Raw genomic sequence first — 24,613 nt, 5'->3', positions numbered from 1 at the left:
CCCGTCGCAACATGAAAAATAAGCTTATGCTTCTGCATGACAAGCTTTTATCCCGTAAACGCTCCATCATTGAAACCATTAACGACCAACTCAAAAATATTTCTCAGATTGAACATTCCCGACACCGAAGCCCCGTAAATTTTTGCGTTAACGTTCTGTGCGGATTAATCGCTTATTGCCACCAACCTAAGAAACCTAGCCTTCAGATGGACTGGCTTTTATCTCAAACAGCTTAACCCGAACTCAGGTTAAGTAAGTATGCTTTCGGTTTTGTTCTAGAAAAAGTGCTGCGGCCTTGGGCAAATTGTGACGATCGCCGTTTGCAGAGATTAGCCGCACAAGCCCTCACTATTCCAGTATTTGAAAGCGATCTGGCTCCACAAGTTATGGGTTTGCTACATCATTGGAGTACAGTGAATAATCCAAACCTACGCTGGACAGCCACGGCTACTTATGGAGGCTATGTAGGATTGCGTTTTCCTGAGATTGCACTGCGGGATCTGTTGGCGATCGCTAACAAAATAGTAACTCTGCCGTAGTAAAAATTACTTTAAAATATTTGATGAAAGAAACTCAAAAATTATCGGAACCAGAGTCTATACGTTTATGGTTGCTGCGTGATGCCAAAACAAACAAATGGATAATTAATTATTCAAGGTCTGTGTCTTAATATATTTCTTTGGCATACTGTAAAAGGAATGTAACATACCCTCGCCTACAGCAACTAAATAGGGGTAGCTTCAGCAAACTGCGTCAAGAACCTGAAGGCTTTCAAAATATAACTGGCACAATCTCTAGGTGAGGTGTTGTAAAACGATCGCCACGCACTCGCCTTATCTTCATCATAGCGATCGCCTCGTTCGGGATGGTGTTCTAACCATGCTAATCGGACTGCATGACCGATTAACACATCTAATACTATATATTCTTCGATTTGCAGTTGGGGATTATTTGCGGCGATCGCTGCTAGTTCGATTAATGCTTCAATATTAACTTGGCGGTACTCTGGAGCTTCAATTTTATTCAGCAGATGCTCAACTAATAAAGCAAAATTTCTTTCTCCTGCTGTCATTTCCGATAACATTAATTCACTATCTAAACGATTGCGGCGCTCTAATTTATCACCAATTACTAAGCCTTTGCAATGTTGCATTAATAGCCAAATTTGCACAAAAAAGCCTTTTGGTACTCGCCCTGTTGCTCCCTCACCTTGGCGAAATCGCCGCCAACCACTTGGAGGAACTTGAATTTCTTCTGAAATTGTTGGTAACACCACCCAAGCAATATCACTTTCTTTTTGCTTGACGTGCAATGATTCTTGCTGGCGTAACAAGTTACTCATGCCAGTATATCCAGTTAATACCTGACGCAAGCGCATTTTCACTTCAAAGGGTGAAAGTTGCATTAAGTAGTCGTATGCTTCATCTTGAGTGACATCTAATTCCCGCGTTAGTTCGCTGGTAATTAATAAAATCAGATAGCCGACTCTTAGTGTCAGTAGTCCCTGAAATAGCTGGGGTTCGGATTTGATTAAGATTCCCAGATAGATTAAAATTTCTTGGGTAAGGACGCGATCGCTTATATCCTCACGACAAAAATGATTAATTTTATCAGCAATTTCATCGTGGGACATCGGTACGGTAATTAAGGACGCTTCACTATAAGCTTTACCCACAGCAATTTGCTTACCTTGCACCAAAATACTCGTGACTGCATCTGATAAGCTGATATCAACCATTTGACGCAACCCCGCAGCCCGACGTACCACCGCCCAAATGCCTAAATCTCCGGCTTTGGTGTAAACTTCGTCTAATAAATCGGCTACTGTGACAGCATATCCGGGGCCGCCATATCCCGTATCAAATTCCATTCCTTGCAAGCGAGTCAAAGTTTGTAATAACTCAATTTGCTCGTAAAGATTTTCTGATGAGCGCAAATAAGAAAGTAATAACCCTAAGTTGGTTTCATACTCCATTTGAAATTCTTGGGTATGTCCTAAGCGCCAGCTTTTCTCAGGATGATAACCCAGATAATAGCAATGTAACCCAGCATTTTTTACAGGCGATAAAGAAAATTCTGCATCTTCGAGAAAATCAATTCTTTGGATTCCAGCTGTTAGCATTAACTGATTTAGCCGCCCTAATTTTACTCGCACACCGTTACAAATACCATCTTTAAGTTCTTGCATTAGTTCTAGTAATACCTCAGAACCGATTTCTAACATGGTATGCGTCAACATTAAAGTCAAAGTAGGACGTCCTAAATCGCTCCAATATTTTTGAATGTAAGCTAGTTCACTTCTGATTTGATCTAGCAAAAAATGATAATCGAGGGTTAAGTAAAACTGCTGGGAATCTAGAAATGAGGGTAAAAATATAATTGTTTGATTGCGAATCCGAAAAATTCTCGATGTTGTTAAACTTCGCAATCGTCGCACTGGACGCCCAGTTAAACCAAGTTTTTTGTTATGTCCGATTTTAGTATAAATAGCTGAAAGTTCGCCAGCATTTCTCACCTGAATTGGTTCTAATTGAGTGGGTGTTTGTGCTTCAATTCCGTGAACTTTCAGTTTGGTTTGTAAATCTTCATCTTCTGCAAGCAAGGCAATTTGTACCAAAACTTCGCGTTGATTACCAACACGCAAATGTCTACCTAATGGGTCAATATCACCAACTGTTATTAACTTTTCACTTAACATTTGACAAAGTAGATATAAACTTTGCGCCCACACTAAAGGAATATTTTCATTGGGTAAACGTGGTTGAGTTTGAGGTGCTAACTTTTCTGCGTCTACGTTTGGGTAAGGAACATAATAAAGTTCTGGCAATAAATGTAAACCATTTTGTTCTATAAGTAATGATGATAAAAGTTCTTGATATTTTTTAACTTGTTCTTGGTTGCTACGAAATAGTCCATCTAAAACTAAATAAGTAAAAAATAACGGCCATTCGCATTCAATCTGCTCAAATTGCTTGAGTTCCCAAGGTTCGTAGTGCAAGCGATGACTATCTTCTAGAACGGTTTGATGTCCATCACGTAGAAAGCGTTTACAACCGTATTTACCTGCGAGTTTGTTGATAATATCATTTAAAGTTCGATCGCACAGTTGTGAATCTTCCACTGCAAACGCAGGATAACTAATAATACTCAACAGCGCTGCATCGATTTCTTTGGAACCAGATTCTCTCGGTAATAGTGATTCTAAAGTAATTCGGGCACGGGCGATTTCATCTGGTAACACATGAATGACTGATGCTTGACTACCACGCACACCAAACAAATCTAGTCCATTGAGAGCTTCTAAAGCAGCTTTTGCCATACCCACAGAACTGGCATTTAACTCGGCATTACCACGATTAATTTTGTTACCACGTTCCCAAATCCCATAATCTGGTGTCCGGTAAGCTCGTCCAATGTAATAAACTAAATTTTGAACGAAATTCACTTCATCAATCGTATAAATTATTTGCAATCCTGTAGCGGTCATTTGTGCCAACATCAGTAAAAATAAAGATGTGGCATCAAGTTGCAAATGTCCCCATTCATCATCACCAACAACAATGTCACCCGTCGTAGTATTGTATTTGGCGTGGAGACCATTTAGTAGCGATTGAGTATGTTTAAATGTCTCTACTTTTTGAGCCTGTCGCATCATTGCAAACAGTAACCCGCGCATCAGCTTGATGACACTATGTTCCAGTTCATAAGTGTGTCCTTCGTGTTCATCAATCTTGCGGTATGCAAGTGCTAAACCCCAAACTGCTAAAATACTGTAAACATTGTCTCGTACCCAGGCATCAGTATAATCGCCGTGGGCTGTAATTGCTGTACTTGCAGGTAGTAAACCCGTAATTGGATTTTGACGAGCGAGGATGATTGTCTTGATTTGCTGGTAGTAGTACTCTAAACGAGTTAGCAATTCGGTAGATGTTTTCATAATTCGGCTCAGAGCAGCTTGTAAAGTTCGGCCCCGTAACTGTCAAGTGAATTATCTAAGTTTAACCAGAAGTTCTGTAATGGTTGATGGACAACAGCACGGGGTAGTGGGAGTTTCTTATTATCTCCTGTTAATAGACTTATGCATACTGCATTTTAGTAAATCTGACCTACAATACGATATTTGTTGAAATCTTTATAGCTATGTGTGCAAATTTATACTTAGCTTTAAATAGATTTTGATAATTTTCAGGTAGGCAACATTAGCCAAAAATACATTGAATAACTAATTAGATATAAAAACCTTTTAACACTACAAAAGCTTCTATCAAAGGAGATTAATTATGTCTGTGCGTTACAATAAAAATCATGCTCAGTTAGTAAAAGTTAAATAATAAATGTCTTATGTATGTAAATACTAATATCACAAAATACTAATTTTTATAAAAAGCTAATAGTATTAAAAAAAATGCGACACAGACTCGACGTAATAGCGTACAGTTGTTATGGGCTGATATTTATTTAAATTATTTGAATTCAACCATCCGAAATATTTTAGCTGTATGAAGTTTGCCAGTAAATATATTGATTGGCTTGACATAAATTCTAACAATAGTAAAATCTACTTGAAGTGACGCGAAAATTACCTAAAAATCAAGGCTTGAAGTTGGTTACTGGAGAATAACGTTACAAATTCTGGATACTATTACCTAGTATCTACCGGAGATGGCGATTCCGGGTTAGGATGATGACTAGCGACGGCTTGATTTAAATCTCGATATTGAATTGTTGAAATTTTATGGACCATAGTCCACAAGATGGCAGTATTAACCTCCTCTGAGCTGGTGAGGGAGTCTCCCAGCGCGGGGGAGATATTTAGGAGGTATGTATCATGCTCACACAGGATCTTCGGAATGCACTGCTTGATGCTACCGATTTAAGCCAGTTGAAATGGGATTTAAATCAGTTACAACCTGTGGATGTAGGACAATTCATTACACAATTGCCTGAAAAACAAAGGGCGATCGCATTTCGTTTACTCAACAAAAATCAGGCAACTGATGTATTTGAATATTTGCCAACTCAGGTAAAGGAAGAACTGATTAATTCCCTACATGATGTACAAGTAGTTCACCTTGTAGAAGAAATGAGTCCTGATGAACGAGCAGAATTGTTTGATGAACTACCTGCTGGGGTGGTTAAACGGTTGTTGCAAGAATTAAGTCCAGAACAAAGGCAAGCAACAGCAACGATTCTCGGCTATCCAGAAGGCACCGCTGGACGGGTGATGACAACCGAATATGTCCGGTTGCGGCAAGGATTGACTGTTGGCGAAGCCTTAAGTAAAATCCGCCGTCAGGACGAAGACAAGGAGTCTATTTACTACGCCTACGTCACAGATGATAATCGGACGCTGGTGAGAGTAGTTTCACTGCGCCAGTTGCTCTTTACCTTCCCCGATGTTTTCATCAAAGATATTGCCAGCGATCGCGTCATCAAGGTGAGAACCGAAACGCCCCAAGAAGAAGTAGCGCGAATCATGCAGCGCTACGACTTAATCGCTATCCCTGTGGTTGACCGAGAAGACCGACTGGTGGGCATTGTCACCATTGATGATGTGATGGATATTTTGGAGGAAGAAGCCACAGAAGATATTCAAAAACTAGCGGGTGTGGGTGGTGATGAAGCAGCTTTATCCTCTCCCTTTCTCACTATCCGTAATCGCTTGCCTTGGCTATTAGGCATTATGGCCCTATATATTGGTGCAGCCAGTGCGATCGCGCCTTTTCAATCTGTAATTGCCGCAGTGCCAGTTTTAGCAGTAATCATGCCGATTTTTTCTAACACTGGTGGCACTGTTGGGATTCAATCATTAACGGTGACAATTCGCGGCTTGGGAGTGGGAGAAATAACACCCAAAGATACCTTAAAAATTCTTCGCAAGGAACTTCTAGCTGGTTTTGGTACAGCTCTGGCTTTAGCCACAACGATGACCCTGCTTTCTTTAATTTGGGCACAACCCCAAGAACGATGGGTGGCTTTAATTGCCGGAATGGTAATGGCAACTAATACAATTGTGGCTGTTACACTCGGTACTTTACTACCAATGGCTTTGACACGGCTGAAGCTTGACCCTGCCCTAGTTAGCGGGCCGTTGGTGACTACAATGTTAGATACTATTGGGTTTTTAACGTTCCTTACCCTGATTTCCTTTGCTTTGCAGGTATTACATTTACCAAGTTAATGGACGTATGAAGGACCAAGAAAATCTAAAGTATCCTAACGTTTTGAAGCACATTCGGGCAGAGTCCGAAGCCCTAAATTTTCGTATGTCTTCAGACTCAGTGACAGGTTCTTTTCTAAGAACGCTTGCTGCGAGCAAACCTGCTGGTATGTTTCTTGAACTGGGTACAGGAACTGGTGTTTCTGCTGCTTGGCTTTTGAACGGTATGGACCAGAAATCCAAGCTGATCTCAGTTGACCAAGATGACAAAGTGATAGCTGTTGCTAAAAAGTATTTGGGTCAGGATCAAAGAGTAGTTTTCCATACAGAGGACGCGACAATTTTTTTAGGTAGAATAGCTGCTCAAACGTTTGATTTTATATTCGCTGATGCATGGGTAGGAAAATATAGCTATCTTGAGGATACGCTCAATTTGCTTAAGTTGGGTGGCTTGTACGTTATTGATGATATGTTGCCTCAAGCGATGTGGTCTGAGGATCAGGCTTCAAAAGCTAGCCAGCTCATTTCAAGCTTAGAATGTAGGAGCGATTTGACGCTTTCAAAAATTAACTGGTCTACAGGGTTAGTAATTGCAGCGAAAGTTAGAGGACAGACAGCCGCAGGATTGCTAAAAGAGTGATTTTTTCGGGGGAGATGGGAACAATTAAGTGATTTATGTAATACCTTATCCAATTGACAAGCGTTATATAAATCTTTGATGCTAGAAAGAACAAGTAGCTAATCTGATATAAGACAGGTGATATCATTTCCTCTGCATATGTAAATTAAAAAGCTGTAGAGACGCGATCGCTCTATATGCAGGAAACTGACTGCTATTTATGCCTACAACCACCTGGAATCGTCACCACGTTCTCTCCCTATCTGACTTCACATCGGCTGAATACGATACTGTTTTGCAAACTGCTGCTTCTTTTCAGGAAGTGCTATCGCGGCGGACGAAGAAAGTACCAACCTTACAGGGACATGTAGTAGCGAATTTATTTTTTGAACCTTCTACCCGCACCCGTAGTAGTTTTGAACTTGCTGCGAAACGCTTGAGTGCAGATACATTGAACTTCGCCGCAGCCACGTCTTCGATGACTAAGGGAGAAACAATTCTCGACACGGCGAAGACCTATTTGGCTATGGGAACTGATATTATGGTAGTCCGGCATCGGGAGGCGGGAGTACCAAATGCGATCGCTGCTGAAATGGATCGTTTAGGTGTACGAGTTAGTGTCCTGAATGCTGGCGATGGTCAACACGAGCATCCTTCCCAAGCACTGCTAGATTTATTTACTATTTGTACTTTAATTGACTCAAATCATCCGCGACTGGAACTTTTAAAGAATAAAAAGATTGCCATTGTTGGGGATATTTTGCATTCTCGTGTGGCACGATCAAATATCTGGAGTTTCATCGCCAGTGGTGCCCAAGTGCACCTGGCAGCACCACCCACACTTTTACCGAAGTTATTCGCTGAGTATATCTTGGAACACTCAGAACTAACAACTGAGGAGTTTATTATCTCCTCATCTCCCTCATCACCCACTCCTCAACTATTCCTTCATTGGCAGCTAGAACCAGCTTTACAGGATGCTGATTTTGTAATGACTTTGCGCTTGCAAAAGGAACGAATGACGGCTCATTTACTGCCAAGTTTGCGAGAATATCACCAGCTGTTTGGCATTACACGCACAAAGCTGCAACTTTGTAAATCTAATGTCAAAGTTTTGCATCCAGGCCCAGTAAACCGTGGTGTTGAAATTAGTTCTGAATTGATGGATGATCCAGAATTTAGTCTGATTCAATCGCAGGTTACCAGCGGTGTTGCTGTTCGTATGGCGCTATTGTATTTATTAGGTAGCGGCAAGTCTTAATAACGGGATAGACTCAAGTTAAATCCTGGCAATACATTTTCAGCAGATAATTGTGTAGGCATTAGCACTTCTACATTCTGTTCTTGGCAATAAATTTCTACTTGTTGCTGCTGGGAATTAATTAACCACTCTGTCTGGTTTTATCACTTTCTGCAAAGAATAATCTATAACTCTTGTGGGACAAGGCTTTTACCAAAAATCTTGGTTTTCGCTGTTTAGTCAATAAATAAACTCTCAAACCCTTACCCCATCTAAGATTTAAAAATTTAGTCTGAATTTTCTTTTACCAAACTGATAGCAGAGCAATATATGCCTAAAGTTATTGGTAACAATCTGTTAATTTTAATCCCATAGGACGATCTCAGGGAAAAATACATAATCTCAGAGAAAATATCTATTCTTTCGCTCGCATGAGGACACAACTCTGGAATTTTGGCACACTTAGACGATAGAAGTTAAGAGAAGTCAAGAATTTCACGACTTCTAGAAGTGTCGGAGGTAAATAAAAATGAAACCAATATTTTTGACGGCAGCAGCCTTACTCACCACGCTATCTTTAGCTGCTCCTATTCCCGTCAAAGCTGAAAACTCCGCCCCTGTCCGGCGTTTGCTGGAAACTAGAGAATGTTATGGATGCGATTTAACAGGAGTAAACCTCAAGGGCGCTCATTTAATCGGTGTTGACTTGAGAAATGCAAATTTAAAAGGTGCTAACTTGGAAGGCGCCAATTTAGAAGGTGCCGACTTAACCGGAGCTAATTTGAAATCTGCTAATTTAAAACAAGCATTCGTCAGTGATACTATCTTAAGTAATGCTAATCTGACCAACGTTAATATGACTAATGCCCGTTTATATAATAGTGACGTAGATGGCGCTATTATGGCTAATATCGATTTAAGCGGTGCTGATGTCTTTAATACTGCTATTAGTATTGGTGGTGAATACTAGCGAGCAATTAATAATGAGTTAAGAGTTAAATTTAACTCCTAACTCTGTAGTTGTTAAATTTTATTCACCAGTAATCGATAACTCATTAACCCATATTTTTGGACAAACTCCTCCTGGGGTTAACTCGACCTCTTTTTCTACATAAATAATTGACATCAAGAGTTCCAAGAAATCTCCAGCAACCGTTGCTGATTCAATACTCGTTCTCACACCCTTGTTAACTAGCCAGCCATCAAATGGCAAAGAAAAAGAACCTTGTAATGATTTAACGCCTGCATGAAGAGCGCGCAAATCATCGATCAAAATCACATTCTCCGCTGTTTCTAAACTTAATTCCTGTTCTGGAGTTGCTGTTGTAAAAACGTGATAGAAATTCGGGCTGACGCTAACTTTTGCCCCAATACTAGCATTACCTGTTGGCTGGGCATTTAACCTTTTAGCAGTGCCAGCACTATGAAGAAAGCTTTTTAAAACACCATTTTCAATCAACGATATTTGACGAGTTGGAGTTCCTTCACCATCAAAACTCTCTGCACCTATATTAGCTGGGTGTAGTCCATCATCACAAACTGAGAGCAAGGGAGAAGCAATTTGCTTACCTAAATCGTCAGCAGTAGACAAACTTTGATTATCTAAAATACTTTGGGCATTGAACAAGTTAGAAAAAGCGCCCAATAAACTTAAGAAAGCCTCCGGTGAGAAAACAACTCGATATTTACCAGTGTGAATTTTTTCATAATTCAAGTGGCTGATAGTTTTGTCTGCGGTTTCTTTAATGCAACCATTAATGTCTAGATTATCTAAACGATGGTTAATTCTAAAAGCGCCTGCACTGCGAGGTTTTTTTCCTTCTTCCTCAGTTTTGCTATAAAGATAAACTGATGCCAAGGAGTGAGATTCAGTTCTCAATGCACCGTCACTATTGAGATAAAATCTGTCAATATCTCTTTGGGCTAAGCTATTATACGGTACACCTTTAATTGCTGGATGGGCTGCTAGTAATTCTTTTTCGGCTAGCAATAGTTTGTTTATCAGTTCAGTGACAGGTGCTTGCGGTGTCTTATCCTGAGATTCATTCGGGATAGGAATAGTAGCTTCTGGACTAAAATCGGGGACATTTTCCTTAACACCAAAAAAACTGGCTTCGTAGGCAGTTTTCAAAGCTAATTCTAATCCTTTGGAATCGACATCTGTGGTGCTGGTAACACCCATTGTATTATCTTCATTCCAGACACGAACAGTAACACCAGAGCGGTTTGAGGCTTTGACTTGTTTTGGCTCACCTTGGTCTACTTGGACGCTAGTATCGTCTACTGTTGAGCCGTAGATGTCAAATTTCTTGATGCCAAGTCTATCAGCGTTATCCCTGGCAGAAGTTGCAATTTCATTGATATTCGGCATAGTCTAATTTTAGATTTGGAGTTTTAAATTGGCGGCGATTTTCTTTTGAATATTAGATTTGGGATTTTGGATGTTACAAAGCAATCGKCAAGTTTCAGCATTTGGATTTATTCCCTATTTAAAATTAGTTGCTCTAAAATGTTTGAGCAATTTGGGATTGCAATATTCAAAATCCCAAATTTTAAATTAGATTATGTCAGATGCTTTGTTCTAACCTTCAACTCAGTCCAAAATCCCAAATCTAAAATTTAAAAATTTTATCGTCCACCTACGGTAATAGAATCAACTTTGATGTGTGGTTGTCCAACTGTGGTGTAGATGCTACCGCTGACGGAACCACAAAAACCAGGTGCAATTTCTAAATCTTGGGAACACATGGAAATTTTATTCATAATTTCCGTAGCTTCACCAATCAAAATTGCTCCTTTTAACGGTTTGGTAATTTTGCCTTTTTCAATCAAATAAGCTTCATCGACACCAAAGTTAAATTGACCTGTAGCACCAACGCTACCACCACCCATTTTTTTACAGTAAATACCTTTATCAATAGAGGCAAATAAATCTTCAAGGGTGTAATCGCCAGAATCAATATAAGTATTACGCATCCGGCTAGCGGCGGCAAAGGTGTAATTTTGGCGGCGTCCACTTCCTGTTCTGGGGTGTCCGGTGAGTGTAGAACCTGTTCTATCTGCTAAGAAGTTTTTAAGAACGCCTTTTTCAATTAATAGGGTTCTTTGAGCAGGCATACCTTCGTCATCCATATCAATTGTTCCGAAGGCATTTTCAGAACGTCCTTCATCCCAAGCTGTTAAACTTTCGTGGGCAATTTTTTCGCCTTTTTTGTTAGCAAAGGGAGAGGTATTGCGTTCAATTTGAGTGGTTTCTAACAGGTGTCCGCAGGCTTCGTGGAAGATTACCCCACCAAAGTGATTGGCCATAATAATGGGGTAAGTACCTGATTCTACGTAATCTGCATAGAGCATTTTTCCAGCAGATTCAGCGATTTTTTCGGCGGCTTGTTGATAATCCCAGGTTCTTAAAAAGTTGGCATCGCTAGTGTTACCAGCGCGATCGCCAATTGAGGTACGGTTAGCACCATCGGCACACAACAAGTTAAATCCTACTGATTGGGTGAGGCGAATGTCACGGGCAAAAGTACCATCACTGGCGGCAACTAAAACTTCTTGCCAATCTCGAAAATAACTAGCGCGGCGTGATTGGACATGGGTAGCTTTTTGGTTCAGGTAAGCAGTACCATCGAGGAGGACTTCTCCCATTTCCCTGATGGAACTACACACTGGTAGCCATGCATCTTTACCTCTTTTGGTAGCGTAATCTCTAAGTAATTCGAGGTTGATTTCTGGGATGAACGAACGAGGTGCGGGTAGTTGTAATCCCATAATCGAAAGCCCTTTTTCTAAGGCTGCTTTCAAACCGGAAAAGGAAACGTCATTAGTACTGACATAGCAATCAGCTTTACCACGAAACACTCTCACTCCCGCGCCTGTAGACAAACTCGGTGAAATACTAGTGATGGCGTCGTCTTCTGCAAGACAACTAATGTAATTGCGACGTTCTAAGAAAAATTCGATAAAGTCAGCGCCAGCGGCGCGTCCTAGTCCCAAGAGGGTAGCCAGGGGGGCTTCCCAGGTTTCATCAAAACGCTCTGGGGTGGAGGAATATTGTAAGGTGGGAAGTTGATTAGAGAGAAGTAGCGTACTTGTAAGCATGGATAGCCTCGTCTGCTGGCGTAATTCAGAGATTTGACTGAAAAATTCTGGTGTGTTCAGTCTAACAAATCAGTGAAAGCTACAGTTGGCAGAAAGGCAGTGTGGATTTCCCTCCTATGACAAAATTTTGAGCTAACTAAACCATGAATGGGCGTACAGGTGTACGCCCCTAAAAAAGATTATGGTTCCAATAAATGAGATGCACTTATATATATTTAGCTTGCACTTTTGTTAACCAAAAGAGCTACAAAATGCTAATAGGTATGGGGTGATAATTACGAATTAGGAATTATTATAACTCCTACTAAATATGTAATTTTGTTTGGCGACCAGCTTAATTTGATCCCAACTCTCCTTGTGAGGTTTATTTACGATTTGCAATTTTCAGCGGAATTCTTGTTGTTTGTCGTTCGTTAAAAGTTAGATCTAAATTAGGAGTTGCTGTTGTAGATGATAGATTCTTCAACAAAACCTTCAGTGTCCGAACAATAGTTTTGAGAACTTTCATTTTGCTGGCAGTCGGCTTTTGATCGTATCGCAAAACCATTGGAATTTCTACGATTCTGGGTTTGAATACTTTGGCTTTCAACAGTAAATCTATCATGCAAGCAAATCCACTTTCTGTGAAGAGATTGTCGCCATAATACATATCAAGTTTACTGAGGAAAGTACGGTTATACAGCCGATAACCACAAGTGTAATCTCTGACACCTGGTACGCGTGCTGCAATCCTAAATAGCCAACTTGCTCCGTAGCTCATAAACTCTCTAAATTTTGATAAGCCGATGACTTTAGAGCCTTTGCGATATCTAGATGCGATCGCAATATCATAACCACCAGCTATCACTGTCTCATACATCTTGATTAACAGTTCTGGTGGTTGAGTATCATCACAATCCATTGCGGCTAAAAAATCCCCTTCTTGAGAAATGTCTAAAAAAGTTGTGAAGCCTGTTTTGATTGCTTGACCTAAACCAGCATTTTTAGGATGTTGTACTAATCTCAGTGATATACCGAGCGTTTGAGATTCTTCGATCGCAGTTTCAGCAGTGCGATCGCTACTGCCATCATCAACTAAAATTAGTTGAATGTCCATCTTAGAGATTTGCTGCAATGTCTGAAATCTTTGGAACAACGGGCGAATTGATTCTGATTCGTTGTATGCAGGTAAAAGAACAAAAAGACTCATATTAATGCCTCGTGTAATTTGCAAAATACCACTACTCAAATTTCAAGAATTCAGTAATGTTGATTTCTTGAGAAATTCATCGACGTGTCTGACAACTGCGTTGTTATTGACGCTATCATTCACGAACTGTGAGGTATTGACAACGAAAAAGTCAGGGTTTTCAGTACTCACTTGGGGAACAAGACTTGAATAGTCTAAAACTTGTAGTGGCTGAACTTTCATCGCTCGATTAATGTGTGCTGCTACAATGTCATCTTGTTTAAGTTCTGGGAACATCAAACCTATGGCTTGAAAAAATTGTTGGCGCAATTCGCTATCTGGCTGTTTTAACAACGGGTCAGTGGAAAGTATATATTTTGGTAAAAATGTCATGTGATACCCTGCCGTTTCTTGCAAAGAAACTAGATTGCTCATCCCGATAACTCCGGTAAAGGGAATATTTCTATCGGCAATATTTACTACGTAATAAGGAATTAAAGCCTTGCGAGTAATAAGTACCATGCAAATGACACCCAGGTACTCTACTGTTTCCCGAGTCTGAGAAATTTTCACTAGTCCATTTGCAACAACCTGCTGGAGGATATTAACTGGCCCAGTAAAAATGACTTTATCGAAATGTTCCTTTTTCCCTTGAGATTCTACCCAAATTCCACCCTGTTGAGCAGGTGCGATATATTCTACCGCAGTACTCGTGCGAATATCACCTCCACTTGCGTTAATTAATTGTTCTAAACGGTCTATTACAGTCTTGTAACCCCCAGAGACATAACCAAGTTGTTCTTTACTTAATGAAGAATCCCGAGCTGAAAATAGTCTTCTAATATAAGCCCAAATAAAAACAGCTGATATTCGCTTATAGTTATCTCCCAATTTTGAGAGAAGTAAGGGTTTCCAAAGCTTTTCGTATGTGTTTCTACCACCAAGTTTTAATAGCCAATCTTCAACTAAAATTTTTTCTAAACGTTGCCAATTCTGAACGCGCGAACCATATAAAAGAGTAAAAGCTAATCTAATTTTACTTATCAGTCCAAACAAAGGAAAGCGCAGAAATTCTACAGCATTACTGATTGAATAAAATTTTTTCTTGTCATAAAACCCTGTTAAACTACGATGCCAACGTAGTTTATCTCCAAGCCCAATATCTCTAATAAAATTTATTAAATGAGTATCAGAAGGTAAGATAACGTGATAAAAGCGATCCCAGGTAAATAAGCCGTAATCGTGATAGGTGGTGAGTCCACCAAGCTGGTTGTTGTTATCAAAAACAGTTACTATATGTCCTTGGTGTGAAAGACGTTGGGCTAATACTAACCCAGTTATTCCTCCGCCAATGATGCCAATTTTCATAAACTTTAGATTTTTATAGGAATGTTGTTCAAAGTTTCTCTTATGACTTTGTTGTACATTCATAACCGATTGATCTGTTAGTGTACAACAAGAATTACACCAGTGATGATAATTGAAATTCCCAACCACTGGCTAAATACAACCTTTTCTTTAAGAAGATGGTGAGAGGCGATCGGTATAAGTGCATACATTAATCCCAAAACTGGAAATGCTTTACTTAAAGGAACTGTCCGCAATACATACAGCCATAATAAAGTCATAAAAGCATAGCAGATAAACCAGATTACAAAATAACGAGAGAATATGAGATTGCGGATGGATGGGCTTGCTTGTTTGGCAGGATTAGAAATGTCAGGATTAGAAACGTAAAGTCCATACTTTAGCGATAAGTTAGCTACTGTTCCAAACAAAACTACAAACATTAAATTTAGCCAATTAATAATGTTCATCTTTTTAATACTTTATTCTGTAATTAACTATAAATTAATGAGAATTTTTCTGGGGAATAACTACTAAAAGAACACCAACAAAAATCGTAAATACTCCTAATATTCTGCTTACTGTAATCACTTCATTAAAAAAATAATATGAACCGAAAAGTATCCCCACATAGTTTAAACTAGTTACTGGATAAGCAATACTCAATTTAACATTTCGCAAAGCCAATATCCAAGTTACTATCCCTAAACAGTAAACAGCCACAGATAAGGTCAATTGTTGAAGAAATTCCCAGGTAAATAGTCCTTCATGACTGCTATTACTCATGGTATGCTTCATCAGCAATTGTCCGGAAATACTAAATAAAATACTGATCGCTAAGATGATATAAGAAGTTATTTGAAAGCGTGATATTTGTGATATAAATTTCATAATCTACTTGCCTCAATGGAAATAGTAGCTAGAAACCAGACAGTAGTAACCTGTCCTTTTGAACGCTTTGGATTTTGGTCACACCTCCTCTAAAATTTCACCTCCCACTTCAGTAAATAGACAACATAATTTAAGAAGGTTTGTTTGAAAGAACTGAGATCAGAATTACCATAGAAGCTCATGTCCTAAAGTTAACAACTAAATAATATACGCCTTATATGTAGCTACTGTATGGTGGCAGTGTCTGATATTTTCGCTGCCACCTAGTTATAATTTATGACTAATATCTAAATAAAGGTCACACACGATCATCGATAGCAGTTGAGAGCTTTGCTATAAATTAGCTCTAGATAAATTTTATCAGTACGTGATCGCTGAATCTTTAAAGAATACTCATTCTTAACATTTAAGCGAGTAAAAATGGATTGCCAAAATTTTTCATTAATCCATTCATAAAGTTTCATCAGTTATATGTATCCTGCTATAGAAATCTTGTTGAACAGACTACTGAACTAGTCAAGCCATTAACTCATATATCATAACTTAGGTAAATTGATAATTTTCCTGAATTTGCTACAGAAAAGTTTCTTAACTCACTAGCTTATATAAACTATCTTCTAAATCATCGTTATACCTGTAAACTACATCATTTAATTTGTATAATTGCTCTTTTTGGACATGGAAACGCAACAGTTCGGAAAATCTCCCTCACTCTTAAGGAGAGTCTTAAGATAGATGAATTGCTTTACAGGTTTATGGGAATTTTACTCAATGTCCAAATTAGTCTTTGATAGGAGTAAGCGTTAATTTAAAGTAGCGTCGGTTGAGATGGTTGAAGTTAACAGCAATTGAATTGGATTTGAGTGTTTTTACATTATTAGTATTATGTATGGTGAATTTTTGTTGATTTTTCTTGACTTCATGTAGTTTTAAATAGGTTATTTTTCCTTATTTATTGCTACATTTAATTACTTACTAGAATACCACGATAAAAGCATGTTGCAAATTTATCGTCACGCTTCATCAAAAATTTACTTGCCAAAAATATACTTAAACAAAAACTTCATAAAATAGACTGTCTCTTTTGTATAAATTTTTATTTATTAAAATTTATATATTTTTTAAGTGTTGGATGCTAGACTTCTAAAAAACAGCAATTTAACACCAAAAATTTATCTTACTAAAATTTATTTAATAAAAACTTCATATATTAATCTGCTTTGATTTTTGAACTTATTTGCTTTCACTAGGGAAGAGCCACTTTGTTGGTCTTGAGTGTTCCCCTCATGAGCAACTACTGTCAAGTGGTCTTAGCAAATAGGGAATCAGCCTTTTGAAGCTGATGGTGAGTTTTTTCACGCAATTAAATAACAGTCCTTCTCGATACTAATATTTGCGGAAGATAGGACTTTAGGTTTAGAGTATAAACAAATCGTTAAGCTTAGAGTTTGCTTTGCTCAAATAGAATTTCAACTTGAACAACAGGCTAAACAATTACTAATTATTCGTACAAAATATACCTTTTTTAAAAGAAAATACAGAACGAAAACGAGAATTATAATTGTTTTTTTTCTCAGCGTAACAATTTCATAATGTAGATATTTGATGATGAAACTTTGTTAACAGTTACTTTAGATACAAAGTCAACGAAAAAATCCTCCCTCAGATTTGATTGTCAAACGTGATTTGATGCTGGGGTTGATTATAAGCACAGTCTAAAAAATTACTGCCGAGGGGATTATTGGATTATCTGTATGATAATCCTCAATAGTTTAAAGTTTAAAAAATTTAATTCTTAATGATTGAGCTCATTTAGTTTCTCTGGGTGCTTTTGCTGTAAATTGAGTTTGTTTAGAGTCATTTTCTTGCAAAAGTTTGTTAGTAATAATAAAGACAAGGATCAACAATCCAAACTGAATCTGCCAAGGTGCTAATACTAAACTCAAAATCAGGCTAATAGCTGCAAATACACCTGCAAGATATGCAACTTCATCAGTACTCTTTTTAAAAAAGTACCCAGTAGCTAAAGCAGTACACAGTGGTATCAGGAAAAACAAAGCCATTATCAATTACCTATGGACTAAAAATTGCGGTCTTTATAAAGAGATTGAAATGCTTTTTGGAATTGTGGTTAATTTTACATCTAAGAAGGTTTTAGCTACAATAGTCCATCGATATAAATCTTATAGAAAGTTAAGATTATACACTCTTGTATTTGACACTTTGACCGTGGCTGGATGACAAAATGTCGCACACCAGTTGGTATGGTGGTAAAGGGGATAATGGAGATGAAGCATAACGGCGAAATTTTACTCGGGCGAGCAGTTATCTGGTAAATTAGCTTAAAACTTTGGCTGACCTCAAGAAAACGATTTAGCATATTACCTTTAACAGTAGGATTTTCACCTGAAAGACTCAATGCTGAACATTCCTCAATTAGTGGCAACTGAATTAGGACTTAAATCCCATCAGGTGCAAAATGCGCTAGAACTTTTGGCCGAGGGTGCAACGATTCCGTTTATTGCACGTTACCGTAAAGAGCGCACTGATGAAATGAATGAAGTGCAACTTCGCGATCTGGCTGATAGATATACTTATTTAACAGAACTGGAAGAACGTAAGTCTGTCATTTTAAATGCGATCGCCGAACAAGGTAAACTCACTGATGAACTCAAAGCGAAAATCGCATCCTGTTTACAAAAAACCGAACTTGAAGATCTGTACTTACCGTATCGACCAAAGCGACGCACCCGCGCTACTCTCGCTAGAGAAAAAGGACTCGAACCCCTAGCGGAGTTCATCAAGTCACTAAATGTCAAAAATGCTGCAACAGCTTCATTGGAAGAAGCTGCGGCTAAATATATTTCCGAAACCAAGGGAGTAAAAACAGCACAAGAAGCGCTCAAAGGTGCAGCTGACATCTTAGCCGAAGAAATAGCCGAAAAAGCTGATTTACGGGCATATATTCGCGATTATCTTTTAGAAGAAGGGGTATTCGTCTCTCGCATCAAAAACGATTATCCCGAAGGTACAACCAAATTTGAAATGTACCGTGACTATCAAATTAAAGTAAAAAATATTGCACCCCACAATATGCTGGCCTTGTGTCGGGGTGAAACTGAGAAAGTATTGAGCTTTGAAATTGCTTTCAATGAGGATACGGTACTTTATTATCTTGAGTCCCAAGAAATTAAAACCAAAGTCCAAACAATTCGGGATTTTTATCAATCGATGCTCAAGGACGCATTCAACCGTTTAATTAAAATCTCTCTTATGGGGGAGGTGATTTCTGAGAAAAAAGATTATGCAGACATAGAATCAATCAAGACATTTGAAGCAAATCTGCGGGAGTTACTGTTGTCTGCACCCGCAGGAATGAAACCAACCCTAGCCATAGACCCTGGATTTAGAACTGGATGTAAAGTTGCTGTCCTCGACCAAACAGGAAAATTTTTGGAATACCAGGCGGTATTCCCTCACCAAGCTGCCGAACAAAGACTCAAAGCTGCACAAATCATTAAAAATCTAATTGAAAAGTACAAAATTGAGTTAATTGCCATAGGTAACGGTACAGCGTCTCGCGAGACAGAGGAGTTTGTCTCACAAGTCTTACAAAATATAGAACGCAAACCAGTTAAAGTGATAGTGAACGAGTCTGGTGCATCTATATATTCTGCGAGTAAAGTGGCGCTCGAAGAATTTCCTGATTTAGATGTTACAGTGCGTGGCGCAATTAGTATCGGCCGTCGTTTACAAGATCCCTTAGCGGAACTGGTAAAAATCGATCCCAAATCCATTGGTGTGGGACAATACCAGCACGATGTCGATCAGAAGTTGTTGAAAAAGAAATTGGAGGAAACTGTAGAAAGCTGCGTTAACTACGTCGGCGTAGACTTAAACACCGCTTCCAAAGAACTGCTAACTTCTGTTTCTGGAGTTACCCCAACAGTTGCCAATAATATTGTCACCCATCGCAACCAGCATGGAGCCTTTAAAAATCGCCGCCAACTGTTGAAAGTTCCGAAATTGGGGCCAAAAGCCTTTGAACAAGCAGCGGGTTTTCTACGAATTCGCGGTGGTGACAACCCATTAGACAATACAGCAGTGCATCCAGAGAGTTATTCTGTAGTTGAAGCGATCGCATCTGATTTAAATGTGCCATTAAATCAGGTGACACAAATTGCTGAAAAACTCAAAAAGACCAACCTGAAGAAATACGTAACCGATACCGTCGGTGAACCGACACTGCGCGACATCCTCAGCGAACTAGAAAAACCAGGTAGAGATCCCCGTGCTGAGTTTAAGTACGCCACCTTTAAAGAAGGAATTAAAGAAATTACCGATTTAAAGGAAGGAATGGAATTAGAGGGAATGATCAGCAATGTCGCCAACTTTGGTGCGTTTGTTGATATCGGTGTACATCAAGACGGTTTGGTGCATATTTCCCAACTTGCTGATAGATTCGTAGACGATCCCAAGAAAATTGTGAAGGTAGGACAAGTAGTCAAAGTCCGGGTACTAGAAGTCAACGAGAAACTCAAGCGAATTAGTTTGTCGATGAAAGCAGTTAAGCAGTAATTAGAAACAGCAGATGGCAATTTATCAAGTCCGACTCATTAATGCTAGTCTGGGATTAGATTGCACAATTCAAGTACCAGAGGATCAATATATTTTGGATATGGCAGAAGATGMTCGTATCCGCCTACCCTCTGGGTGCAAACAAGGCGAATGTTCTGTTTGTATCGCCAAACTTGTTAGCGGTGAAATCGATCAAAGCGAGCAAAAATTTCTACGTCCAAGTGAAATAGAGGCTGGTTATGTTGTTACTTGTGTAACTTATGCGTTATCTGATTGCACTTTAGAAACTCATCAAGAACAAATCTTATATAAATCAGCCCTTTATTATCAGCCTGAGTCAGGAAAATCTGAGTGATTGTTAGCTTGTGATATTAAATAAATCTTAATTTTTTTATTGTTTAAACAAACTAACCTGACTAGAAAATATTATCCAAAGTAGAGACGCACAGCAGATGTGCGTTACTACCTGTTAGATATATAATAAATGCTATAGTTTTTTTATGCTCGACCTAACGATAGAAGTAGATTCTACCTTTCAAGAGAGGTTAAAATCTAGCACCTAGTTAAAGATGAAAGAAGAAGTTGAAACAAGAAATCTTTATTAGGTAAAAGCAATGTTGACACCATTTTTAACTGCATTAGCTACAGCTTTAAGCTTGTTAATTGTTGATATAGTTGTTCCGAATGTTGATATTGCTAATTTTCCCGCAGCTTTGATTGCTGCTTTTGTAATTGGTTTGATTAACGGTTCGCTTAAGCCGATTCTTTCTACTCTTTCTTTGCCACTCAATTTTTTAACATTTGGAGGATTTTCTCTGATTGTCAATGGTTTTTGTTTCTGGTTAGCAGCGGCGCTAGTTCCTGGATTCTCAGTTCACGGAATTCTCGGTTTTATTCTTGGTCCAGTGATTCTATCTTTTGCTAACACCTTGATTAACAACTACTTTGTTGAAAGAAACCTTTTAACCGGCAGTGGTAATGTAAAAAGCCAAGGTGAATTACCTTCTAGATAACTGTCAGTGGGAGTAGAAACGCTGATATATTTTCGGATCTACTCTAAATCAAATCTCAGAATTGAGATAAATCATGAGATGGATTTCTTAATTCTGCGCCTTGCAAACAATCTAAATTAAACAAAATCACAAACTTCTAACAACATCATGAAATTAGTTCGTTATCTTCTAGGTTTGTTAGTGCCTCCATTAGGCGTTTTCTTAACAGTTGGAGTAGGGCCAACTTTGATTATTAATATCTTGCTCACACTTCTCGGTTGGCTTCCTGGTAGTATTCATGCAGTCTGGGCTATTGCCAAGCATGATGAACAACTTAGTCGAGAACAAGTATATACTAATACGCAAAACTAAGTTGAGGAAATTTTTAAGTTGGGTGCGTTAAGCTAAGGCTATAACGCACTCTTTTATTTTAAAAATGAACAAATAATACGATATCTATGAGTGTTAAGAATCCAAGAGTTTACAGGTTCTATGTATTTCAAACCATATATAAGGTGCGTTAGCCTTTGGCATAACGCACCCTACAAAAAATCAGTTAACACCATAAATAGTAAAGCTATCTATTTATGAATAGTTTCCCGCTCTTTATTAGCAGGTTCCTTATCTTTGAACAAATCAGCCGCAGTTAACAGTAACTCCCTCAAGGTTTGTTTAATCTGATGCTCTTTTCTGGCTAAAGATGTACCAGCTTCACCTAATTTGTCTTCTAACTGCGATCGCTTCTGTCCTACCTGTGTAGCCAGAGATTCTGCTTGCGGACGGGCTTTATTATACCAATGTTTAGCCTCATCTAGATAATCTTGAACCTCCATAGAACGTCCGCCATAGCGCGCAGCCATATTAGCTCGAACAATGGCTAGCTGTGCTTGCAATTGCGCGTAACGTTTCTTTAATAAACTAAGTTCTTCGCTATCTTTAATGGCATTGACAGCAGAATCAATTGCAGTTTTGGTACTAGCAGGTTTTTCCTTACCTGTCTGTTCAATCTCTGCCAAAATTACATCAACTTCTTGCTGGAGTTGTTCTTCTTCACCATCTAATTCAGCCTGTAGCCGCTTGATATCAGTCTGAGTTTTAACAATATTTTCGTGTCTTTTACTATTAATTCCTTCCAACGCTCCTTCGATGGAAGCTGTCACTTCATCTTTAAGTTCCCCACCTTTTTCCTGGAAGTTTTCGATGACAGCAGAAACCGCATCTTTAACAAGGGTACGAATTTCACCAGAACCTTGTTTGAACTCAGAAGCTACTTGAGAAACTGCGGATCTAACAATTTCTCGAATCCGTTCAGTTCTTAATTGTCCGGTTTCTTTAGCTTGTTGCAAGTCTGCTTGAATTTGTTGTTTGATATTGTTAGGCATTTTCAACCTGAGGATTTAACTAATTGGGATAAAAGTTTCTAGAGATGGTTATACATACATATTATGGCGTAGGGTTATTTGGCTAGGCACTTCCTTTAGGTAGAAAGTCAATAATCCCAAGCAGTGATGTACGAGATGTTGACTATTTGTGAGATGATGAATATTTGCTAGTAGTAATTGAGCAGAAAATATGTGGCGAGTGAATATTACTTGTTCGGGTGATGCTTGGAAGGTCTATGGTACTGAATTTAAAGCGATCGCCGAAAAATATCAAGGTGAATTAATTGGTTCCAAAAAAATGCCAGACGGCACGCGGATTATGTCATATAAAATCGAGGATGTTAGCGATGCCGAAGCTTTTCAGGAAGATTGCACACATTTTACCGGATTCACATCTGACTTTGAATCTCTGTAATTTAACAAAAGTCGCAATGTAGAAATGAAACAAGTTTTTTCTATAGCTTTGAGACTTAATTTGTGTACTTGATCTTTGGAAATATACTGAATTTATTTATGAGATTTAGTTGGAAAACCAGTATTTAAAAAGATGGAGAAGCTGAGTGAAAAAACTTATAGCATTTGTCTTAGTAACTTTTATATTATTAAGTGCTTTGACGTTAACAGCTAATGCAGCAGACATAGTTAATGGTGAACAAATATTTAGCATTCATTGTGCAGGTTGTCATATTAACGGTGGTAATATAGTCAGGCGAGGTAAAAATCTCAAAAAGCCAGCGCTTCATAAATATGGCATGGATTCAATTGAGGCAGTTAGCTCAATAGTTACCAATGGTAAAAGTAATATGTCAGCCTACAAAGACCGCCTTAGCGAACAGCAAATTCAAGATGTTGCTGCTTATGTTATCGAACAAGCTGAAAAAGGCTGGCGTTAAAAAAGTCAGGAGTTAAGAGTTAAGACTTTAGCACTTATTAACTTGAGCAGTTGAAAATCATTCATAATAAAGTAGAAAAGTTCAAAAGGCTGTAACAATTTCTCCGTCAACTCACGAATTTTTAACTCTTCTTACTCCTGACTCCTTACTCCTAACTTAAAAATGAACTTACCCGCAGTTAGTCGTTTCCAATTCACCCCTGATTTAAATATTTGCCGCATATTAAATGGTATGTGGCAAGTCTCTGGCGCACACGGACGTATTAATCCCCAAGCTGCCATTGATAGTATGTTCAAATATTTCGATGCAGGCTTTACTACTTGGGATTTAGCAGATCATTACGGCCCAGCAGAAGACTTTATTGGTGAATTTCGCTGTCAATTAATTGATACCCGTGGTAAAGATGCTTTATCCCAAGTACAAGCTTTTACAAAATGGGTGCCTCGTCCTGGAAAAATGACCAAAAAACTCGTTGAGGAAAATATTGATATTTCCTTAAGAAGGATGAATGTGCAATCATTAGATTTGATGCAATTCCATTGGTGGGAATATCAAGATAAAAATTATCTAGATGCCCTCAAATATATGGCAGAACTTCAAGATGAGGGCAAAATTAAGCATTTAGCGTTGACTAATTTTGATACTGAACACTTAAAACTTATTACCGAAGCAGGGATTAAAATTGTTTCTAACCAAGTACAATTTTCATTAGTTGATCGCCGTCCGGAAGTGAAGATGATTGAATTTTGTCAACAGCATGACATCAAACTTTTTACTTACGGTACAGTTTGCGGTAGTTTATTATCAGAAAACTATTTGGGTAAATCAGAACCACGAGGATTTGATTTACCCACTGCTAGTTTGAAGAAATACAAAAATATGATTGATGCTTGGGGTGGTTGGCAATTATTTCAAGAGTTGCTTGCTATTCTCAAAGAAATTGCAAATAAGCATGGTGTAAGCATTGCTAACGTGGCAGTGCGTTATATTTTAGATCGCCCAACTGTTGCAGGTGTAATAGTTGGCGCAAGACTTGGGGTATCCGAACATTTAGAAGATAATGCCAAAGTCTTTAGTTTTAGTTTAGATGCTGATGATGGCGATCGCATTAATGCTGTCTCTCGTCAATCACGAGATTTATATCAGCTGATCGGCGATTGTGGTGATGAATATCGGCGATAATACACTTCCATAAAAGCAAAGCGAAGGATTTTGGAAATCCTTCGCTATATATGACAATGG

22 protein-coding genes are annotated in these 24,613 nt (G+C 38.6%); 13 read left to right on the top strand and 9 right to left on the bottom strand.

Annotation, left to right across the window (positions count from 1 at the left end; all coding sequences use genetic code 11):
- Both FCR06_RS28020 and FCR06_RS28015 read left to right on the top strand, forming a co-directional pair.
- Positions 1-236: transposase (locus FCR06_RS28020; RefSeq protein WP_223280333.1), on the top strand; the 236-nt coding region annotated here is incomplete at its 5' end.
- A gap of 48 nt (positions 237-284) precedes the next feature.
- On the top strand, positions 285-539 hold the full coding sequence (locus FCR06_RS28015; protein WP_138505611.1) for a hypothetical protein: 255 nt from the start codon (positions 285-287) through the stop codon (positions 537-539).
- Positions 540-724: 185 nt separating this feature from the next.
- On the opposite strand, the gene FCR06_RS28010 is transcribed toward FCR06_RS28015, so the two are convergent.
- A complete protein-coding gene (locus tag FCR06_RS28010) occupies positions 725-3,937 on the bottom strand; it encodes a glycoside hydrolase family 15 protein (protein WP_138505609.1) in 3,213 nt (1,070 codons plus the stop codon).
- Positions 3,938-4,828: 891 nt separating this feature from the next.
- Here FCR06_RS28010 and mgtE point away from each other — a divergent pair.
- From mgtE to FCR06_RS27985, 4 genes are all read left to right on the top strand, one after another.
- The gene (gene mgtE / locus FCR06_RS28005; RefSeq protein ID WP_138505607.1) at positions 4,829-6,181 is read left to right on the top strand and encodes a magnesium transporter; all 1,353 of its coding nucleotides are present in this window, start codon (positions 4,829-4,831) and stop codon (positions 6,179-6,181) included.
- A 7-nt stretch (positions 6,182-6,188) separates the two neighbouring features.
- Complete coding sequence (locus FCR06_RS28000) at positions 6,189-6,800, top strand: O-methyltransferase (protein WP_138505605.1); 612 nt, start codon at positions 6,189-6,191, stop codon at positions 6,798-6,800.
- A gap of 199 nt (positions 6,801-6,999) precedes the next feature.
- The gene (locus FCR06_RS27995; RefSeq protein ID WP_138505603.1) at positions 7,000-8,040 is read left to right on the top strand and encodes an aspartate carbamoyltransferase catalytic subunit; all 1,041 of its coding nucleotides are present in this window, start codon (positions 7,000-7,002) and stop codon (positions 8,038-8,040) included.
- 508 nt (positions 8,041-8,548) lie between these two features.
- Complete coding sequence (locus tag FCR06_RS27985; protein ID WP_138505601.1) at positions 8,549-8,989, top strand: pentapeptide repeat-containing protein; 441 nt, start codon at positions 8,549-8,551, stop codon at positions 8,987-8,989.
- A 60-nt stretch (positions 8,990-9,049) separates the two neighbouring features.
- Here the strand turns inward: FCR06_RS27985 and FCR06_RS27980 are convergent, their stop codons facing one another.
- From FCR06_RS27980 to FCR06_RS27950, 7 genes are all read right to left on the bottom strand, one after another.
- The gene (locus FCR06_RS27980) at positions 9,050-10,390 is read right to left on the bottom strand and encodes a TldD/PmbA family protein (RefSeq protein ID WP_138505599.1); all 1,341 of its coding nucleotides are present in this window, start codon (positions 10,388-10,390) and stop codon (positions 9,050-9,052) included.
- Between the two features lie 257 nt (positions 10,391-10,647).
- A complete protein-coding gene (locus FCR06_RS27975; protein ID WP_138505597.1) occupies positions 10,648-12,120 on the bottom strand; it encodes a TldD/PmbA family protein in 1,473 nt (490 codons plus the stop codon).
- A gap of 364 nt (positions 12,121-12,484) precedes the next feature.
- A complete protein-coding gene (locus FCR06_RS27970) occupies positions 12,485-13,309 on the bottom strand; it encodes a glycosyltransferase family 2 protein (protein ID WP_138505595.1) in 825 nt (274 codons plus the stop codon).
- 42 nt (positions 13,310-13,351) lie between these two features.
- Complete coding sequence (locus tag FCR06_RS27965) at positions 13,352-14,719, bottom strand: NAD(P)/FAD-dependent oxidoreductase (RefSeq protein WP_223280332.1); 1,368 nt, start codon at positions 14,717-14,719, stop codon at positions 13,352-13,354.
- A gap of 14 nt (positions 14,720-14,733) precedes the next feature.
- Complete coding sequence (locus FCR06_RS27960; protein ID WP_138505593.1) at positions 14,734-15,105, bottom strand: EamA family transporter; 372 nt, start codon at positions 15,103-15,105, stop codon at positions 14,734-14,736.
- Positions 15,106-15,139: 34 nt separating this feature from the next.
- Entirely contained in the window at positions 15,140-15,526 is a 387-nt protein-coding gene (locus FCR06_RS27955; protein WP_138505591.1) for a DMT family transporter, read from the bottom strand.
- Positions 15,527-17,334: 1,808 nt separating this feature from the next.
- On the bottom strand, positions 17,335-17,589 hold the full coding sequence (locus FCR06_RS27950) for a hypothetical protein (protein ID WP_138505589.1): 255 nt from the start codon (positions 17,587-17,589) through the stop codon (positions 17,335-17,337).
- A gap of 355 nt (positions 17,590-17,944) precedes the next feature.
- On the opposite strand from FCR06_RS27950, the gene FCR06_RS27945 reads away from it, so the two are divergent.
- From FCR06_RS27945 to FCR06_RS27930, 4 genes are all read left to right on the top strand, one after another.
- Positions 17,945-20,104 carry a Tex family protein gene (locus tag FCR06_RS27945; RefSeq protein ID WP_138505587.1) on the top strand — a complete coding sequence of 720 codons (2,160 nt, stop codon included), beginning with the start codon at positions 17,945-17,947 and terminating at the stop codon, positions 20,102-20,104.
- Positions 20,105-20,117: 13 nt separating this feature from the next.
- Positions 20,118-20,459: a 2Fe-2S iron-sulfur cluster-binding protein gene (locus FCR06_RS27940; RefSeq protein WP_138505585.1), complete on the top strand. Its 342-nt coding sequence runs from the start codon at positions 20,118-20,120 to the stop codon at positions 20,457-20,459.
- A 259-nt stretch (positions 20,460-20,718) separates the two neighbouring features.
- Complete coding sequence (locus tag FCR06_RS27935; protein ID WP_138505583.1) at positions 20,719-21,117, top strand: phage holin family protein; 399 nt, start codon at positions 20,719-20,721, stop codon at positions 21,115-21,117.
- A 147-nt stretch (positions 21,118-21,264) separates the two neighbouring features.
- Positions 21,265-21,468 carry a YqaE/Pmp3 family membrane protein gene (locus tag FCR06_RS27930; RefSeq protein ID WP_138505581.1) on the top strand — a complete coding sequence of 68 codons (204 nt, stop codon included), beginning with the start codon at positions 21,265-21,267 and terminating at the stop codon, positions 21,466-21,468.
- Positions 21,469-21,677: 209 nt separating this feature from the next.
- Here FCR06_RS27930 and FCR06_RS27925 read toward each other — a convergent pair whose 3' ends face one another.
- Positions 21,678-22,478 (bottom strand): histidine kinase, encoded by an 801-nt coding sequence (locus FCR06_RS27925; RefSeq protein ID WP_138505579.1) that lies wholly within the window; start codon positions 22,476-22,478, stop codon positions 21,678-21,680.
- 190 nt (positions 22,479-22,668) lie between these two features.
- Between FCR06_RS27925 and FCR06_RS27920 the strand changes: the two genes are divergently transcribed.
- The 3 genes from FCR06_RS27920 (at position 22,669) to FCR06_RS27910 (ending at position 24,553) form a co-directional block, all read left to right on the top strand.
- Entirely contained in the window at positions 22,669-22,893 is a 225-nt protein-coding gene (locus tag FCR06_RS27920; protein ID WP_138505577.1) for a hypothetical protein, read from the top strand.
- Positions 22,894-23,038: 145 nt separating this feature from the next.
- On the top strand, positions 23,039-23,371 hold the full coding sequence (gene petJ, locus FCR06_RS27915; RefSeq protein ID WP_138505575.1) for a cytochrome c6 PetJ: 333 nt from the start codon (positions 23,039-23,041) through the stop codon (positions 23,369-23,371).
- A 162-nt stretch (positions 23,372-23,533) separates the two neighbouring features.
- Complete coding sequence (locus FCR06_RS27910) at positions 23,534-24,553, top strand: aldo/keto reductase (RefSeq protein ID WP_138505573.1); 1,020 nt, start codon at positions 23,534-23,536, stop codon at positions 24,551-24,553.
- The last annotated feature ends 60 nt before the right edge of the window (positions 24,554-24,613 follow it).

This window comes from Nostoc sp. PA-18-2419 (genome assembly GCF_005869855.1).
Lineage (GTDB): Bacteria > Cyanobacteriota > Cyanobacteriia > Cyanobacteriales > Nostocaceae > Nostoc.
This window is presented reverse-complemented; position numbering and strand designations above follow the sequence as displayed.